The sequence below is a fragment of the Sphingomonas sp. NPDC092440 genome (assembly GCF_044754985.1).
Classification (GTDB): Bacteria; Pseudomonadota; Alphaproteobacteria; order Sphingomonadales; family Sphingomonadaceae; genus Sphingomonas.
In genome coordinates this window covers 265,434-280,925 of sequence record NZ_JBIVQA010000006.1, presented here as the reverse complement: position 1 = coordinate 280,925, position 15,492 = coordinate 265,434, and the positions used below count along the sequence as shown (strand labels likewise).

Genomic DNA, 15,492 nt, shown 5'->3' with positions numbered 1-15,492 from the left:
GCAATGCAATTCCGCTGGTATCGCGAGCTCACATGGACCGACAATCAATCAATAAACCGGACATCGTCGCAGCACCGGAGCAAATCGTAGCCCGCTCGAAGATTGCGTTCCTGACGAATCTATGGCCGGTGAGGCTGATTGCCTATCTGGGCGCCTTGATGCTGGTGGTTGTCCTCACCAAGCTAGTTTCGTTGCCGCTCGTTCCGGCCGCATCGTCTCCGGCATACGAATCAATCGTTACGGTTCGCAATCTTCTTCAAGCGATTGCCATGATCGCGGCCTATTCCTTTCTGGCTTCCAAGTTGGAGAGCCGGAACGTGACCGAGACGGCCATCCGTGGAGCGGCGACCTCGTTCCTTTTAGGTCTTGCGATTGGCCTTGGCCTGATCGTTTCGGCCTATGTGGCGATGTATGGATTGGGGATCGCCGAGTTTCGTGCCGGAACCGGCGCATCCGATATTGTGATGGCCATATTGAAACCCGGCGTCGTCGGGACGCTGGAAGAGCTGGTCTTTCGCGTTATCCTGTTTCGAATCCTTCAGCATGTGTCGGGAACTTTTGTGGCGGTCCTGATTTCCGCAAGCCTTTTCGGGCTGGCCCACATCGGAAACCCTGGTGCTACCCCATTGGCCATGACGTTTCTGACCGTCGAAATGGGTGTGTTTCTGGCGCTGATATATGTTCTGACGCAAAGCCTCTGGGTGGTGGCCGGGAGTCATATGGGTTGGAACTTTGCACTTGGTTTCGTCTTCGGCAGCGACGTGTCGGGCCTGGAGTCACCAAACGCCATGATGGCAACAACTCTCCGAGGGTCAGACTTGTTGACCGGCGGCGCGTTCGGACCGGAAGGTTCAATCGTCACCCTCGTCGTCAGCCTCGTTGCGATATCCGTCACCGTTTGGCTCATAGTTCGCAGAAACTTGTGGCAGCCTGCCAAGTTTGAACTGCGCGCAAGGCCTTCGCCTGCAAATATCTGACCAGCGCTTTCTTGGCGCAGATAGTCGGATCGGGTTGCCGAGATCCTCGGTGCGCGTGCGACCCGATCCGGGCACTGCGCAAGACGCGCACCTGAACGAGCGGCAGGCTCTGGAGGTCTCTTGGAGGCATTTGAAGAGGCGACTTTGTTATCCTAAGCCGCCGGTTCGCGGCTGCGAGGCGAGTCTAGATCGCTGTGTCTACAAGAACTCTTGGGCATCATGGCGCGCGTGCAGGAGAATAGGTGCGTAGATCCTTCCGTGCTTCATCGGTGCGAGATTTCATGCTCCATTCGCCATTATTGACCGACTATAGAAAGCCTTTATTTTGAAGATCTGCAAAGGCTGCGTCTAAAATTTTCTTTGAACGCGCGTTGGAATTCTCGCTATTCTTGAGAATGACCATGTGGCTGCCGTTGTAGATGTATTCAAACACCCGCCTGTTGTTCTCCGTATCCATCATGATGAAACGGACCTCGTAGAAGCGCCACGCGCCGGAGGATTGGAAATTGGCGGGGAAGATGATCAACCGATAGCGCGCTCGGGCGGCGCGCTCGTCGGCCAAGTTGCGGTCGATCGTCCGCCCTACCGGTATCATCCTGGAATCGGCGCCGAACGACGTGTTGTTCGCAACGAACTCGCCCTCGTCCTGCTTGGCCTTGTTGTAGTGCAAAATCTTGCTGGAGACCTTCAAGGCGTCGAGGCGCGCGATCAAGGCGGCGTCAAACTGATCGAGCATCTTCGGAGTGAATTCGTTCTCGCGCACGTCGAGGAACGAATAGACGTAGAGCAAAGACCCCGGCAGCTTGACGGCCGGCTGGGTGGCATTCTCCACGGTCGACGGGAGCGGCGGGATCGGCGCATCCGCGTATAGCTCGCTCAGGCCTTTCTGCTGCGCGTAGAGGTTGGCTTCGCGATGTGCGGCCTTGTAGCCATCGGCAGCGATCTTGAGGAAGGCTTTCTGGTCCTGTTCGAGCAGCGGGCGGATCGTGCTCTGATAGGCGAAGACTTTGTTCAACAGCGCCGCGCCGCCGGGGGTGCGGGCGAAGGCGAGTTGCGCAGTGCGCAGGCGCTGCTCCTGTTCGGGCATCGCCCCGACCCGGCTGATGATCTGCAACATCGTGTCGCCGGGGCGCACCTCGACCCGGAAATCGCGCGCCTCCTGAACGGACGGGGCAAACATGCGAGCGAGCCGAGGGAGATCCGCCGGTGGAATCTGCGCGGCGAGGTCGCTGCGCACCTGATCCTGTCGCGCCTCCAGGACTTTCAACATTTCGGCATCGCACTGCGCAGATGATGCCTTGATCATGCGGTCGATGATACCGGGCAGCCTTTGTTCGACCTCGGGCAGCGCCGGATCGGCCATCAGGCTGGTGCGGAATGCGGTGTCGCACATTTCGCGACCGATTGCGAATTGCATCGCGCGCGGCACGAAGAAGTCGGCCATTACTTGCAGTTGCTCGGTGCGTGTGGGCGCGGCGACCGTCCGATTCTGCGCCGCCGCCGTCGGCGGCGCGGCCAGAACAAACATGGTCGATGCCAAGAAACTGGCGTATTTCATTGTAAGGCCCCCCTTTGCTCACAGAGCATAATCGAACGAAGACCACGCTCAAGGGGGCGCGGAGCATCCGTGGCGGCGGCGCGGCTGGGCAGTTCGCATCGTCGCCGTTGCGCGGGTTCCCTGCGCTCGCTACCCTAGGCGCTCATCGATTGGATTTGCCTCTGCCTGCCATTGCCCAAGGCCCGGGAGCTTCTGTTCCCGCCTGAACCCGGATCCGCTTTGCCGCCAGGAGCGGCGGGCATTTTTGGCATGTGAGATCAAGAAATGTCAGACGACAAGTTCACGCTCGTTGCCTGCGAGCGGGACGGCACCATCGCGTCCCTGTGCGCGCGGCCCAGCGAAATCGACCAGGCATGCGCGGCCACCGCCGCGATGTACGACCGGCTGGGCTTCGATCCGCCCTGGATCGGATATATTGCCGTGATGTCCGGCACGGCCGTCGGCGGCGGCGCCTTTGTCGGCGCTCCCGCGGACAATCGCGTCGAGATCGCGTACTTCACCCTGGCCGATCGCCAGCGCACGGGCGTGGCCACCCGAACCGCCCGGAGGCTGGTGGAGATCGCGCGGCATCACGCACCCGGGATCGAGCTCTATGCGAAGACCCTGCCGGAGGAGAATGCATCGACGCGCATTCTCACCAGGCTCGGTTTCCGGCGGGTCGGTACCGATATCGACGACGAGATCGGCGAAGCCTGGGCCTGGTTGCTCCGGTGACCCGACCGCCGGGGCACCGCCAGGTGCTCCGGCCAAGCGGGGCGCGTGGGGGCGGATCGACATTCCCTTTCCGCTTCGGGAAGGGGGGATTGATCGGCCCTAAAGCAAAATCCGGAACAGCGCCCCGCCGCCCGGGGCATCGGCGATCTCGATGCTCCCGCCATGCGCCACCACGATCTGCCGCGCGAGGTTGAGCCCCACGCCGGTGCCGGTCGCGCGCGTGGTGAAGAAGGGCAGGAACACGTCCTGGCGCAGCCCTTCGGGCACGCCGGGCCCATTGTCCTCCACTTCGATCACCAGCGCCTCGCGGTTCGGGAACAGGCGTAGCGCCAGCCGGGGCGGGCGATCCTGGCCGGCCATTGCCTGGGCGGCGTTCTGAAGCAGGTTGATCAGCACCTGGGCGAGCAGGTCGGGATCGGCGTCGATCGCCAGCCGGGCCGAGGCCACATGGATATCGAGCGGCACTTCCGGCTCGCGTGCGGCGAAGATGCGGCCCAGCTCCTCTGCCCAGGGCTGGGCGGCAAAGGCCTGGCGCTGGATTTCCGGTGTGTGCGCCACCGCGCGATAGGCCTCGATGAAATGGCCGAGCCCATGCGCGCGCCGGGCGAGCGTCGACACCGCCGCGCGGGCATCGCCGATCCGGGGATTGGCTACCAGATCGGGATCATCGAGCAGGTCCGCCGCGGTGGCGGCGAGCGACGTCACTGGGGTCAGCGAGTTGAGGATCTCGTGAGTCAGCACGCGCACCAGGTCGGTCTGCGCCGCCATTTCGATCGCGTCGAGCGTGCCCTGGATCGGCTGAACGGTCACGACCCGGATGCTGCGCCCGAGCCGCTCGAGCGTTCCCGAACGGACCAGCGCGCGCTGCGTCCGCCCCTCGATCGCCAGCAGCAATATCTCCTCGGCCGCGGCGCCGCCCGCCAGCCGCTTGGCGAGTGTCGCGCCATAGACGGCATAATCCTCGGCCCGTGCGCCCGGCGCTTCCCGGAACAGCCGCCGCGCCGCCTTGTTGGCGGGGGCGACCTGGCCGTCGTCGTCGATGGTGAGCAATGCCACCGGCATGTCGTCGACCAGCGCTTCCAGGAAGCGCATCTCGGCCGCCGTCGCCAGCTGGCGCGCCCGCAGCCGGTCCATCGCGTCGTCGAGCGCGGTGCCGAGCGCCTCGAACCCGGCGCCGCGATTGCCGCCGAAGCGCGCGGCGGTATCGTCGAAGCGCAGCGCCTCGACGAAGCGCGTGACATCGACATTGGTGCGCGAGACGTGGCGCCACAGCCCCCAGATCGCGCCCAGGACGAGCAGCAGCGCGACGATCCGCGCCGCGCCCAGTCCCGGGGTGAAGAGCGCCAGGGCAGTGGCGGCCAGCGCCCCGCCCAGCGCCGCGATCCAGGCGGCCAGGCCGAGCGTGAAGCGCCGGTCAAAGCCCATGCTTCTCCATCCTGCGATAGAGCGCCGCGCGCGAGAGGCCGAGCTCGGCGGCGGAGAGCGAGATGTTGTAGCCGTGCTTCTTCAGCGCCTCCTCGACGATCCGGCGCTCCATGCGCTCCAGATTGAGGTCGTCGCTCGGCTGGTGCTGAGGCGGCGAGGGGGGCACCGCGCTGGGGAAGCGCGGCATCGCGCGGACCAGCGCGAAATCCTCCGGCTCCAGCGCTTCCTCGCGCGCCAGGATCACCGCGCGCTCCAGGGCGTGGCGCAGCGCGCGGACATTGCCCGGCCAGTCATGCTCGAGCAGCGCCATCCGCGCCGCCGGGCTCAGCACCGGCACCGGCCGGCCGTAGCGCTTCGCATAATGCTGGAGATAATGGGTGATCAGCGGTGGCACATCCTCGCGGCGCGCGCGGAGCGGCGGCAGGTCGATCTCCACCGTGTTGAGGCGGAAGAGCAGGTCCTGGCGGAAATGGCTCTCGTCGCGCAGCTTCTCTGGCGGCAGGTTGGTCGCGGCGATCACGCGGATGTCGACCGGCACCGGCGCGTTCGCGCCCACCGGCGTCACCTGGCGCTGCTCGAGCACGGTGAGCAATTTGGGCTGGAGCCGCAGCGGCAGGTTGCCGATCTCGTCGAGGAACAGCGTGCCGCCATGCGCCGCCTGGATGCGGCCCACCCGGTCGGTGCGGGCATCGGTGAAGGCGCCCTTCACATGGCCGAACAGCTCGCTGTCGATCAGGTCCTCGCTGATCGCGCCGAGGTCGACCGTCAGCATCCCCTGGTCCGCCCGGAGCGACTGGCGGTGCAGCTCGCGCGCCACCAGTTCCTTGCCGGTGCCGTTCTCGCCGAGCACCAGGACGTTCGCATCGGTCGGCGCCGCGCGGGCGATCAGCGAGTGGACGCGCGCCATGGCGGGTGATTCGCCGAGCAGGGGCGACGCTCCGGCCACGGGGGTGGGCGCTGCCGCGGCCTTGCCGCCCGCTGCCCTGCGCGAGCGGCGGAGCGACGCGGCGGTCCGCACCGTCGCCAGCAATTTCTCGTTCGACCAGGGCTTGGAGACGAAGTCGGTCGCCCCGCGCTTCATCGCGGAGACCGCCACCTGCACGCCGCCATGCGCGGTGATCATCACCACCACCATCTCGGGATCGAGCGCCAGCAGCCTGTCGAGCCAGGCCAAGCCCTCGGCCGCATCGGTGGCGCCGCGCGCGAAATTGGCGTCGAGCAGCACCACGTCGGGCGTGCGCGCCTGGATCAGCGGGAGTGCCTCCTCGGGCGCGCGCACGGCCTCGACGTCGCGGAACAGCCGCCGCAGGAGCAGCCGCGAGGCCATCAATATGTCCTCGTCGTCGTCGATCACGACGCAGAATTCGAATTCCGGATCGCTCATTCTGCCCGCTCCCGTACAGCTAGTGTGCGGAACCGGACAATCAATTTACGTGCCAAGCCCTGGTCCCCCCTGGGCGCGCAATTGGCACGGGTCATGCTGACACTCCGATGAACGGCGCAGGTGCCGGAGGAGGAAATCGTGCAGCGCATCGGAGCGGGGAACATCGGGGGAAGGGCGCTCGCGGCACTCGTCGCGCTGACGATTCTCCTCTGTGTCCTGCCGCATGGCCGCTTCGGGCTCGATCTCCGGGTCGAGGCGAAGGCCACCCATGCGGTGCTCGATCTCGGGCCGATTTCGTTTCGGATAGCGTTCGATTCCGGACGTACCTGTCCGAAATCGAACAGTTGCGCGAGCGCGGTGTGATGCGCGGACACAGGGAAGGCCGGCTGGCACGGCTGTTGCTGGGAATGGGGGCATGACGATCTTGCGGATGCAGAGGGAGAAGACGGACGGTCCGGTCTCGGGTAGCGGGATGGATCAGGTCGTCGAAACGCGCGGGCTCTCCACCCGAGTGAAGATCGCGCTGGGCGGTGCGGCGGTGCTGTTCGCCGCGCTCGGCTTCTGGTGGTTCGCCCCCTCGGGCGCGAGCCAGACGGTCGGCGCCGACCGGGTGACCATCTCCAGCGTCACGCGCGGCACCTTCGACGATTTCATGCCGCTGCGCGCCCGGGTCACGCCGCTTCTCACTGTCTATATCGACGCGGTGGAGGGCGGCCGGGTCGAGAAGATGCTGGTGGAGGACGGCGCCACCGTCGCCGCCGGCCAGCCGATCGCACTGCTGTCCAACGCCGAGCTCCAGCTCTCCACGCTGGCGCGCCAGACCGAGGTGGAGCAGCAGATCAACAACATGCGCAGCCAGGAGCTGGCACTGGCGCAGACGCGCCTCACCAACGAACGCGCCGTGCTCGCGGCCGAGACCGTCCATGACAAGGCCCGCCGCCAATATGAGCGCGAGAAGCCGCTCGCCCAGCGCGGCTTCGTCTCGGGCAAGCAGTTCGCCGATACCGAGGCGGACTATGCGCTCAGCCAGCGCAACCTTGCCGCGCTGAAGCGCAGCCAGGCGACGGATGCGCGCCTGCAGGGCAGCCAGCTCTCGCAGCAGCAGGCGGCGGCCAAGTCGATGCAATCCGGCCTCGCCATCGCCCGCGCCAATCTCGACGCGCTGCAGCTGCGCGCGCCGGTCGCTGGCCAGCTTTCCGGCTTCTCGGTCCAGGTCGGCCAGTCGCTCTCCCGCGGCGAGCGCGTCGGCCAGATCGACAGTCCCGGCCGCAACAAGCTGATCGCCGGCGTCGACGAATTCTATCTCGGCCGTGTCCAGCTGGGCCAGCAGGCCGCGCTCGACTGGGGCGGCAAGCGCTATGCGGCCAAGGTCACCAAGATCTATCCGCAGGTGCAGAACGGCCAGTTCCAGGTCGACCTGCAGTTCACCGGCGGCGAGCCGCCCCAGCTCCAGCGCGGCCAGACGATGCAGGCGCGGCTGACCCTTGGCGATTCCGCGCCCGCGCTGCTGATCCCCAACGGCGCCTTCTACAACGATACCGGCGGCGCCTGGGTGTTCGTCGTCGCGCCCGGCGGCGGCTCGGCGGAGAAGCGCAACGTCCGCCTCGGCCGCCGCAACACCGATTTCGTCGAAGTGCTCGAAGGGCTCGAGCCCGGCGAGAAGGTGATCACCTCGCCCTATACCGGCCTTACCGACAAGACGCGCCTGGACCTGACCAAATGACCGAAAAGAAAGGGAATCCGATGCTGCAGATGCGCGAACTCTCCAAGGTCTACCGCACCGACACGGTGCAGACGACCGCACTTGATGCGATCGGCCTCGACATCGCCCAGGGCGAGTTCGTCGCGATCATGGGGCCTTCGGGCTGCGGCAAGTCGACTCTGCTCAACATGATCGGGATGCTCGATAGCCCGTCCTCGGGCAGCTACCTGTTCAACGGCCAGGAAGTCGCCGGCCTCAGCGAAAGCCGGCTCGCCGATGTCCGCAAGGAAAATATCGGCTTCATCTTCCAGAGCTTCAACCTGGTCGACGAGCTCAGCGTCCGCGACAATATCGAGCTGGCGCTGCTCTATCACAAGGTTCCCGCCGCCGAGCGCAAGCGCCGGGTGGAGGAAGTGATGGATCGCACCGGCATCGCTCATCGCGCCAAGCATCGGCCCAGCCAGCTCTCGGGCGGCCAGCAGCAGCGCGTTGCCGTCGCCCGCGCGCTCGTCGCCAGCCCGAAGCTGATCCTGGCCGACGAGCCGACCGGCAATCTCGACACCCAGCATGGCGAGGAAGTGATGCACATGCTGCAGACGTTGAACGCCGAGGGCTCGACGATCGTGATGGTCACGCACTCGCCGGCCCATGCCGATTATGCCGGCCGCATCGTCAACATGCTCGACGGCCGCGTCCTCCAGGAACGCCGCCGCGCGGCCTGATCGTCAACTCCCTCTCCCCGCCAACGGGAAGAGGAGAAGAAGGAAGAAGCCCATGTGGCGCAATTACCTGACGGTCGGCCTGCGCGCGCTCGCGAAGAACCGCACCTATGCCTTCATCAACCTGTTCGGCCTGGCGATCGGCCTGGCGGCCTGCCTGCTGATCCTGCTCTACGTCCAGTATGAGCGCAGCTACGACCAGTGGCTGCCCGATGCGAACCGCACCTATCAGTTCCAAGTCTATTACAAGAGCAACAACAGCGACAGCGCCTTCGACAACCAGGGCGCGCCCTATGTGACCAAGGCGGCGCTGCTCAAGGACTTCCCGCAGATCGAGAGCGCCACCTATACCGGCGGGCCGCAGCTTACCCTGATCAAGGACGGGCAGGCGACCCAGGTCCAGGATGGCCGCCTGGTCGACAGTGCCTTTCTCGACACGATCGCGTTGCCGATGGCGCAGGGCGACAAGCGCGCGCTCTCGCGCCCGGGCACGGTAGTGGTGAGCGAGGAGGAGGCAGAGAAGATCTTCGGCACGACCAATGTCGTCGGCCGCACGATCACGCTGGTCGTCTCGGGCAAGAAGGCGGATTACCGCATCACCGGCGTGTTCAGGGACCTGCCCAGGAATTCGCACATGTCCGCGCGGATGCTCGCCCGCGTCGATTTTCCCAGCCTGTTCGCGGACAATAACGGCTTTCTCACCAGCTGGGGTTGGACCTCGGGCTATGTCTATGTGAAGCTGCGCCCCGGCACCGACGTCGCCGCGCTCAACCGCCAGATGGACGCCTGGAAGAAGCGCAACATCCCGGACGAGACGTTCAACGGCAAGCGCACCAATGCGGGGGACGAGCGCACCTACAAGCTGGTCGCGGTGCCGGAGGTGCATCTCGGCCGTGCCAACGGCTCGGGGATGACGCCGGGCAACGACGTGCAGACGATCGCCACCTTCGGCATCATCGCGTTGCTGATCCTCGCCATGGCCTGCATCAATTTCACCAACCTGGCGACGGCCCGGGCCAGCCAGCGGGCGCGCGAGGTCGCGCTGCGCAAGGTGCTCGGTGCCACGCGCCGCCAGCTGATGATCCAGTTCGTCGGCGAATCGGTGCTGCTCGCCACCATCGCGATGCTGCTCGCGCTGGCGGTGGTGGAGATCGTGCTGCCCTGGTTCGGCAGCTTCCTCGATGCCGATCTGAAGCTGCGCTATTTCGGCCATGACGGGCTGATCCTGCCGATGATCGGCCTGGTGCTCCTCGTCGGCGCGGCGGGCGGTCTCTATCCGGCCTTCTATTTGTCGCGCTTCCAGCCTGCCCGCGTGCTCAAGGCGAACAAGTCGGCGGCGGAGGCCGAGGGTTCGGGGCGGCTGCGCAGCGCACTGGTGGTGATCCAGTTCGCGGTGTCGATCGGTCTGATCATCTGCACCGCGGTGGTCTATGGGCAGAATGTCTATGCCCGCTCGCTCGATCCCGGCTACAAGCGCGCCGGGCTGATCCAGCTCCAGGGCATCGGCTCCAGGGCGATCGGCGATCAGGCCGATGCGCTCACCCGTGCCATCGCGCAGGTGCCCGGCGTCGAAGCCGTGGGCCGTACCATGATCGGCGTCGTCACCGGCAGCACTTCCTCCACCTCGGTGGTGGTGCCTGGGCGCGCCGATCCGGTCGATATCAGCATCTACGGCGTCGATGCGGGCTTCTTTCCCACCATGGGCATTCGCCTGCTGGCCGGCCGCCTGTTCGACGAGAACCGCCCGGCGGACGACATGACCACGCCGATTGTCGAAGATCCGGTGGCCGAGCGGGCGCTGGTCGCGCGTGGCGGCCATATCGTGGTCAATGAGTCCGGCGCGAAGCGCCTCGGCTTCAAGACCGCGCAGGAAGCCGTCGGCAAGACGATCCGCTACGGCGTGAAGGACGAATATGGTGGCCTGATGAACGTCACCATCATCGGTGTCGTTGCCGATACGCGCTTCCGCACCGTGCGCACCGCGATCGAGCCGACCATGTTCCTGCTCGACAGGCACAATGTCGGCTGGCTGGTCGCCCGCTTCCATGGCGACCCCCGCCCGGTGCGCGACGGGATCGAGCAGGTCTGGCGCCGTTACGCGCCCGATGTCGCGTTCGACGCGATCCTGGCCGACGACGTGATCGCCCGCGCCTATCGTCGGCTCGATGCGCGGGCGCAGATGTTCGGGATGTTCGCCATTCTCGCGGTGGTGATCGGCTGCCTCGGCCTGTTCGGCCTTGCCGCCTTCACGGCGGAGCGGCGGACCAAGGAGATCGGCATCCGCAAGGTGCTGGGCGCGCGCACGATCGATATCGCGCGGCTGCTCGTCTGGCAGTTCACGCGCCCGGTGGTGATCGCCAACATCATTGCCTGGCCAGTGGCCTGGTGGCTGATGCGGGAGTTCCTCAACGGGTACGACGCGCGCATCGCGCTCACGCCGGTGCCCTTCATCGGCGCCAGCCTGCTCGCGCTGGCGATCGCGGTGCTCACCATCGGCGCCCATGCCTTCCGCGTGGCGCGCACCAATCCGGTTCATGCCCTGCGCTACGAGTAGGCGCGTCAGTTCAGGGCCATGAGGGGCGGGCGAGGGGTGATCCCTCGCCCGCTTTTCTCTTCCCTTCCCTGCAGGGGCAGGGCAGCAGCCGCACGAGATCCCGGCCTTCGCCGGGATGACGGAATAGTAGCGCTAACAGCAGAACCCGCTATCCTCGTCCCGATACCAAAATCGGGAGGGGACATGATTCGTATCGCAAGGATCGCGCTGTTCGCAGCTGCAGCGATGACACCGGTGGCATATGCGGCCGTCGAAGTGATCGGCCACATGACGCCTGCCGAACCGCTCACCGATGCCCGCATCGCCGCGCTCCCCGGGGCCGAGCGGGCCGGCTGGACCGCCTATCTCGCCCGCTCGCGCGCGCTGATGGCGGCGGACAAGGCCACGCTCGCCGCCGAGCGCCAGGGCCTGGCCGAGATCCCGCCGCCGCCGCCCAGCGGCAAGTCCGGCGGCAGCGGCATGCCTGCCAATCTCGCCGCGGCCTTCTATGCCACGCCCGAGGCGCGCCGTGTTGCCGACAATATCGTCAGCTTCCAGACCCCCGCCGGCGGCTGGGGCAAGAATGTCGATCGCGACGGCCCGGTCCGCGTGAAGGGCCAGCATTATGTCCCGATCGAGCATCTGCCGGCCAATGCCCGCACCGGCGACGACGAGGCGTGGAGCTATGTCGGCACGATCGACAACAACGCCACCACTTCGGAGCTGCGCTTCCTCGCCCGCGTCCAGGCGATGGCGCCGGGCGCGGCGGGCGAGGGCTATCGCGCGGCCTTCCTCAAGGGCGTGCGCTACCTGCTGGACGCGCAATTCCCCAATGGCGGCTGGCCGCAAATCTATCCGCTCCAGGGCGGTTATCACGATGCGCTGACCTTCAACGACGATGCGCTCTCCTCGGTGGTGACGGTGCTCGCGGACGTCGCCCGCCGCCGGGACGAGTACGCCTTCGTGCCCGAAGCGCTGGCGGCGCAGGCAAAGGCGGCCTGCAACCGCGCGATCGCGCTGATCCTGCGGACCCAGGTGGTCGTTAACGGCAAGCGGACGATCTGGGGCCAGCAGCACGACGCGCTCACCCTCGCCCCGGCGGGCGCCCGGAACTTCGAACCCGCCGCCCTGTCCTCCGACGAGAGTGCGGACCTGCTCCTCCTCCTGATGCGGCAGGCGGATCCTTCGCCGTCGGTCGACGCCGCGGTGCGCGACGGCATCGCCTGGCTCGAGGCGCATGCCGTCCACGGCGTCGCCTTCGAGAAGGGGCCGGACGGCCGCAAGCTGGTCGACAGGCCGGGTGCCGGCCCGATCTGGTCGCGCTATTACGACATCCGGACCGGCAAGCCGATCTTCGGCGACCGCGACCGCTCGATCCACACCGACGTCAACGAACTCAGCGCCGAGCGGCGCAACGGCTATAGCTGGTACAATGCGGGGCCTGCCAAGGCACTGGCGGCATATGCGAAATGGGCGGGGCGGAAGTAGCCCAATTCCTTCCCCATCCGTCATCCCGACACAATGATCGGGATGACGGTGATTGCGCTCTCCGAACCGTCGGATCCTTGCATCCGCGCAAGCTTCCGTGTCCGGAGCTACGGGCTCAGCCGGCCGCTTCCAGCGCCTCGCTGGCCTGGAGCCATACCGCCTCGGCCGCCTCCAGCCGCGCTTCCACCTCGCCGCGCCGCTTCATCAGCTCGCCCATCGAAAGCGGCTTGAGCGCCGGCGAGGCGATCCCCGCGAGCGCGCCGTCCACCTCGGCCAGCGCCCGCTGCGCCTTGGCGATCTCGCCCTCGGCGTCCTTCACGGCCTTGCGCAGGCCCGCCGATGCTTCGCGCGCCTGGGCGGCGGCGCGTCGCTCCTCCTTCTTGTCCACGGGCGCGGCGGCGGGGGCAGCGGCGGGGGCCGGCTCCTTGCCGGAGACGACGAAGGCGGCATATTCCTCGATCGTCCCGTCGAACTCGCGGGCGGTGCCGCCATCGACGAGGAGCAGCCGGTCCGCGACCAGCTCGAGCATGTGCCGGTCGTGGCTCACCAGCACCACTGCGCCCTTGAACTCGGCCAGCGCCTGAACCAGCGCCTCGCGGGTATCGACGTCGAGGTGGTTGGTCGGCTCGTCGAGGATCAGCAGATGCGGCGCATTGTGCGTCACCAGCGCCAGCGCCAGCCGCGCCCGCTCGCCGCCCGAAAGCTTGCCGACCTTGGTCAGCGCCTTGTCGCCCGAGAAGCCGAACCGGCCAAGCTGCGAGCGCACCTGCACCGGCGTCGCGCCCTTCATCACCCGGCCCATCGTCTCGACCGGCGTGGCGTCGGGATCGAGCTCCTCGACCTGGTACTGGGTGAAATAGCCGACCGTCAGCTTGGTGGCGGTGGTCATCTCGCCTTCCATCACCGGCAGCTCGCCGGCGATCATCCGGGCGAGGGTGGTCTTGCCGTTGCCGTTGCGGCCGAGCAGCGCGATCCGGTCGTCGGGATCGAGTCGGAGGCCCAGGCGCGAGAGGATCGGCTTGCCGGGCTCATAGCCCACCGCGACATGGTCGAGCGTCAGCAGCGGCGGGCGCAGGCCCACCGGATTGGGGAAGTCGAAGCGCATGCTCGGATCCTCGGCCACCGCCGCGATCGGCTGCATCCGCTCCAGCGCCTTGACTCGGCTCTGCGCCTGCTTGGCCTTGCTCGCCTTGGCCCGCCAGCGATCGACGAACGCCTGGAGCTTCTCGCGCTCGGCGACCTGCTTCTCGCGCGCGGCCGCCTGCTGGGCCAGCCGCTCGGCCCGCTGCCGCTCGAACGCGTCATATCCGCCGGGATAGAGCGTGGTCTGGCCGCGATCGAGGTGGAGGATATGGTCCGCCACATTGTTGAGCAGGTCGCGCTCATGGCTGATCAGCAGGATCGTGCCGCGATAGGCGCGCAGGAATCCCTCGAGCCACATCACCGCTTCCAGGTCGAGGTGGTTGCTGGGCTCGTCGAGCAGCAGGATGTCCGGGTTGAGGAAGAGGAGCGAGGCCAGCGCCACGCGCATCCGCCAGCCGCCCGAGAAGCTGTCCATCGGCCGCGCCTGCATCGCCTCGTCGAAGCCCAGGCCCTTCAGGATGCGCCCGGCGCGGGCCGGGGCTTCATAAGCGTCGATCTGGTCGAGCCGCTCATAGATATGGCCGAGCCGGTCGGGATCGGTCTGCGTTTCCGCTTCCAGCAGCAGCGCGGCACGCTCGACATCGGCTTCCAACACCGTGTCGAAGGCGCTGGTCTGGCCGCCGGGCGCGTCCTGGCGGAGATAGCCGAAGCGGGCGTTGCGCGGGATTTCGACCGAGCCGGTGTCGGTCTCGATCATCCCGGCGATCGCCTTCATCAGCGTCGACTTGCCGGCGCCGTTGCGCCCGATGAAGCCGACTCGGGCACGCGGCGGGATCGCGGCGGAAGCGCCCTCGATGATTGCCCGGCCGCCGAGCCGGATGGTGATGTCGCGGAAGGAAAGCATGGGCGGCGCCTAGCAGCACTCGGCCGCTTGCCCAAGCCATGTCTCAGCGTGTCCTGAACGCCTCGTAGCGCGCCCGGTCATAGGCCATGAACCGTGTCGCGCCATCGGCCTCGCTCCAGCCGGCGGCAAGCGCGACGGCGATCGCGCCTCCCTCGGTGCCGAGCAATGCGGCCTGGATCTCCGCGCAGGGCGTGGCGGGACCTTCGTGGCACACGACCGGGCCGGGCGGGAGCGGGGCGGAGCGCCAGATCGGGCGCAGGGTGGCGGCCTTTGCCGGGTCGCTTGCCTGCAGCCTGCGCCAGGGATCCTCCGTCAGCGCGGCGACATCGGCGCGGCCCTCGATCAGGTCGGCCAGCGCTGCCTCGTGCGTGCCTGCCATCCGGCGCGCGGCGAAGGCCGATGGGGCGCTGCCCGCCGAACGCAGCGCTTCGGCCTGCACCAGCCCGCCCGAGGTCGATCCCGGCAGCACTTCGCTATAGCGCAGGCCGGAAGCCCGCTTGCCCAGTGCGTCGAGCGTGTCGATGCCGGTTTCGCGCCGCACCAGCAATACGCCGCGATAGTGGTCCAGTACCGGCGGCGGCGTGTCGAGCACGGCGACGGCCCGCATGTCCGGGCAGTCCCGCACCTCGATGAACGCGCCGAGATTGGTCATCGCCACATCCACCTCGCCCTTGCACAGCGCTTCAGCCAGTGCGGTCGGTGTCGGCAGCAGCACGATTTCCGCCGGCCGCCCGGCGATCCTGCCGACCAGTGCCGCGATCGGCCCTAGCGCGACCCGGCGATCATAGCGCGGATAGCTATAGGTGCCCACGCGCAGCGGTGCCGCCTGCGCGGGCGGGGCGAGCGAGAGCAGGAGAGGCAGCAGCATCGGGGGAACAACTCCTCGCGCGGTTTGGCCGAACGAAGGGCAGGATAGACGAATCGCCTATTCTGGCAAACCGAGTCAATTACGTAATCCTACGCATGCCACCGAGAGGAAGGCATCCCCATATTTCGGGCGATCGA

The 15,492-nt window shown here is 67.1% G+C and carries 12 protein-coding genes; 7 read left to right on the top strand and 5 right to left on the bottom strand.

Annotated elements, in window-relative coordinates:
- Positions 1-32 precede the first annotated feature (32 nt).
- A complete protein-coding gene (locus ACIQCS_RS12535) occupies positions 33-977 on the top strand; it encodes a CPBP family intramembrane glutamic endopeptidase (protein WP_345847752.1) in 945 nt (314 codons plus the stop codon).
- A gap of 307 nt (positions 978-1,284) precedes the next feature.
- Here the strand turns inward: ACIQCS_RS12535 and ACIQCS_RS12530 are convergent, their stop codons facing one another.
- The gene (locus tag ACIQCS_RS12530) at positions 1,285-2,535 is read right to left on the bottom strand and encodes a hypothetical protein (RefSeq protein WP_345847750.1); all 1,251 of its coding nucleotides are present in this window, start codon (positions 2,533-2,535) and stop codon (positions 1,285-1,287) included.
- A gap of 264 nt (positions 2,536-2,799) precedes the next feature.
- Here ACIQCS_RS12530 and ACIQCS_RS12525 point away from each other — a divergent pair, with 264 nt between their 5' ends.
- The gene (locus tag ACIQCS_RS12525; protein WP_345847749.1) at positions 2,800-3,249 is read left to right on the top strand and encodes a GNAT family protein; all 450 of its coding nucleotides are present in this window, start codon (positions 2,800-2,802) and stop codon (positions 3,247-3,249) included.
- A gap of 99 nt (positions 3,250-3,348) precedes the next feature.
- On the opposite strand, the gene ACIQCS_RS12520 is transcribed toward ACIQCS_RS12525, so the two are convergent.
- Both ACIQCS_RS12520 and ACIQCS_RS12515 read right to left on the bottom strand, forming a co-directional pair.
- Positions 3,349-4,674, bottom strand: coding sequence for an ATP-binding protein (locus tag ACIQCS_RS12520; RefSeq protein WP_345847746.1), 1,326 nt, complete (start codon positions 4,672-4,674; stop codon positions 3,349-3,351).
- The gene (locus tag ACIQCS_RS12515; RefSeq protein ID WP_345847745.1) at positions 4,664-6,058 is read right to left on the bottom strand and encodes a sigma-54 dependent transcriptional regulator; all 1,395 of its coding nucleotides are present in this window, start codon (positions 6,056-6,058) and stop codon (positions 4,664-4,666) included. Before ACIQCS_RS12515 ends, ACIQCS_RS12520 begins: the two co-directional genes overlap by 11 nt.
- A 138-nt stretch (positions 6,059-6,196) precedes the next feature.
- On the opposite strand from ACIQCS_RS12515, the gene ACIQCS_RS12510 reads away from it, so the two are divergent.
- The 5 genes from ACIQCS_RS12510 to pelA all read left to right on the top strand — a co-directional run bounded on the left by ACIQCS_RS12510 (position 6,197) and on the right by pelA (position 12,500).
- The gene (locus ACIQCS_RS12510) at positions 6,197-6,421 is read left to right on the top strand and encodes a hypothetical protein (protein WP_262831429.1); all 225 of its coding nucleotides are present in this window, start codon (positions 6,197-6,199) and stop codon (positions 6,419-6,421) included.
- A gap of 52 nt (positions 6,422-6,473) precedes the next feature.
- On the top strand, positions 6,474-7,781 hold the full coding sequence (locus tag ACIQCS_RS12505; RefSeq protein WP_345847741.1) for an efflux RND transporter periplasmic adaptor subunit: 1,308 nt from the start codon (positions 6,474-6,476) through the stop codon (positions 7,779-7,781).
- Positions 7,782-7,801: 20 nt separating this feature from the next.
- Positions 7,802-8,482, top strand: coding sequence for an ABC transporter ATP-binding protein (locus ACIQCS_RS12500; protein ID WP_401531042.1), 681 nt, complete (start codon positions 7,802-7,804; stop codon positions 8,480-8,482).
- 52 nt (positions 8,483-8,534) lie between these two features.
- A complete protein-coding gene (locus ACIQCS_RS12495; protein WP_345847737.1) occupies positions 8,535-11,033 on the top strand; it encodes an ABC transporter permease in 2,499 nt (832 codons plus the stop codon).
- 183 nt (positions 11,034-11,216) lie between these two features.
- Entirely contained in the window at positions 11,217-12,500 is a 1,284-nt protein-coding gene (gene pelA, locus ACIQCS_RS12490; RefSeq protein WP_345847735.1) for a pectate lyase, read from the top strand.
- A gap of 115 nt (positions 12,501-12,615) precedes the next feature.
- Here the strand turns inward: pelA and ACIQCS_RS12485 are convergent, their stop codons facing one another.
- Complete coding sequence (locus ACIQCS_RS12485; protein WP_345847733.1) at positions 12,616-14,487, bottom strand: ABC-F family ATP-binding cassette domain-containing protein; 1,872 nt, start codon at positions 14,485-14,487, stop codon at positions 12,616-12,618.
- Positions 14,488-14,530: 43 nt separating this feature from the next.
- Positions 14,531-15,355, bottom strand: coding sequence for a PhnD/SsuA/transferrin family substrate-binding protein (locus ACIQCS_RS12480; RefSeq protein ID WP_345847732.1), 825 nt, complete (start codon positions 15,353-15,355; stop codon positions 14,531-14,533).
- Positions 15,356-15,492 lie beyond the last annotated feature (137 nt).

Bases quoted from the DNA above. Each gene is read 5' to 3' on its own strand.
- ACIQCS_RS12485 (WP_345847733.1), bottom strand. From the start codon at position 14,487: ATGCTTTCCTTCCGCGACATCACCATCCGGCTCGGCGGCCGGGCAATC.
- ACIQCS_RS12520 (WP_345847746.1), bottom strand. From the start codon at position 4,674: ATGGGCTTTGACCGGCGCTTCACGCTCGGCCTGGCCGCCTGGATCGCG.
- ACIQCS_RS12535 (WP_345847752.1), top strand. From the start codon at position 33: ATGGACCGACAATCAATCAATAAACCGGACATCGTCGCAGCACCGGAG.
- ACIQCS_RS12500 (WP_401531042.1), top strand. From the start codon at position 7,802: ATGCTGCAGATGCGCGAACTCTCCAAGGTCTACCGCACCGACACGGTG.
- ACIQCS_RS12515 (WP_345847745.1), bottom strand. From the start codon at position 6,058: ATGAGCGATCCGGAATTCGAATTCTGCGTCGTGATCGACGACGACGAG.
- ACIQCS_RS12530 (WP_345847750.1), bottom strand. From the start codon at position 2,535: ATGAAATACGCCAGTTTCTTGGCATCGACCATGTTTGTTCTGGCCGCG.
- ACIQCS_RS12525 (WP_345847749.1), top strand. From the start codon at position 2,800: ATGTCAGACGACAAGTTCACGCTCGTTGCCTGCGAGCGGGACGGCACC.
- ACIQCS_RS12505 (WP_345847741.1), top strand. From the start codon at position 6,474: ATGACGATCTTGCGGATGCAGAGGGAGAAGACGGACGGTCCGGTCTCG.
- pelA (WP_345847735.1), top strand. From the start codon at position 11,217: ATGATTCGTATCGCAAGGATCGCGCTGTTCGCAGCTGCAGCGATGACA.
- ACIQCS_RS12495 (WP_345847737.1), top strand. From the start codon at position 8,535: ATGTGGCGCAATTACCTGACGGTCGGCCTGCGCGCGCTCGCGAAGAAC.
- ACIQCS_RS12480 (WP_345847732.1), bottom strand. From the start codon at position 15,355: ATGCTGCTGCCTCTCCTGCTCTCGCTCGCCCCGCCCGCGCAGGCGGCA.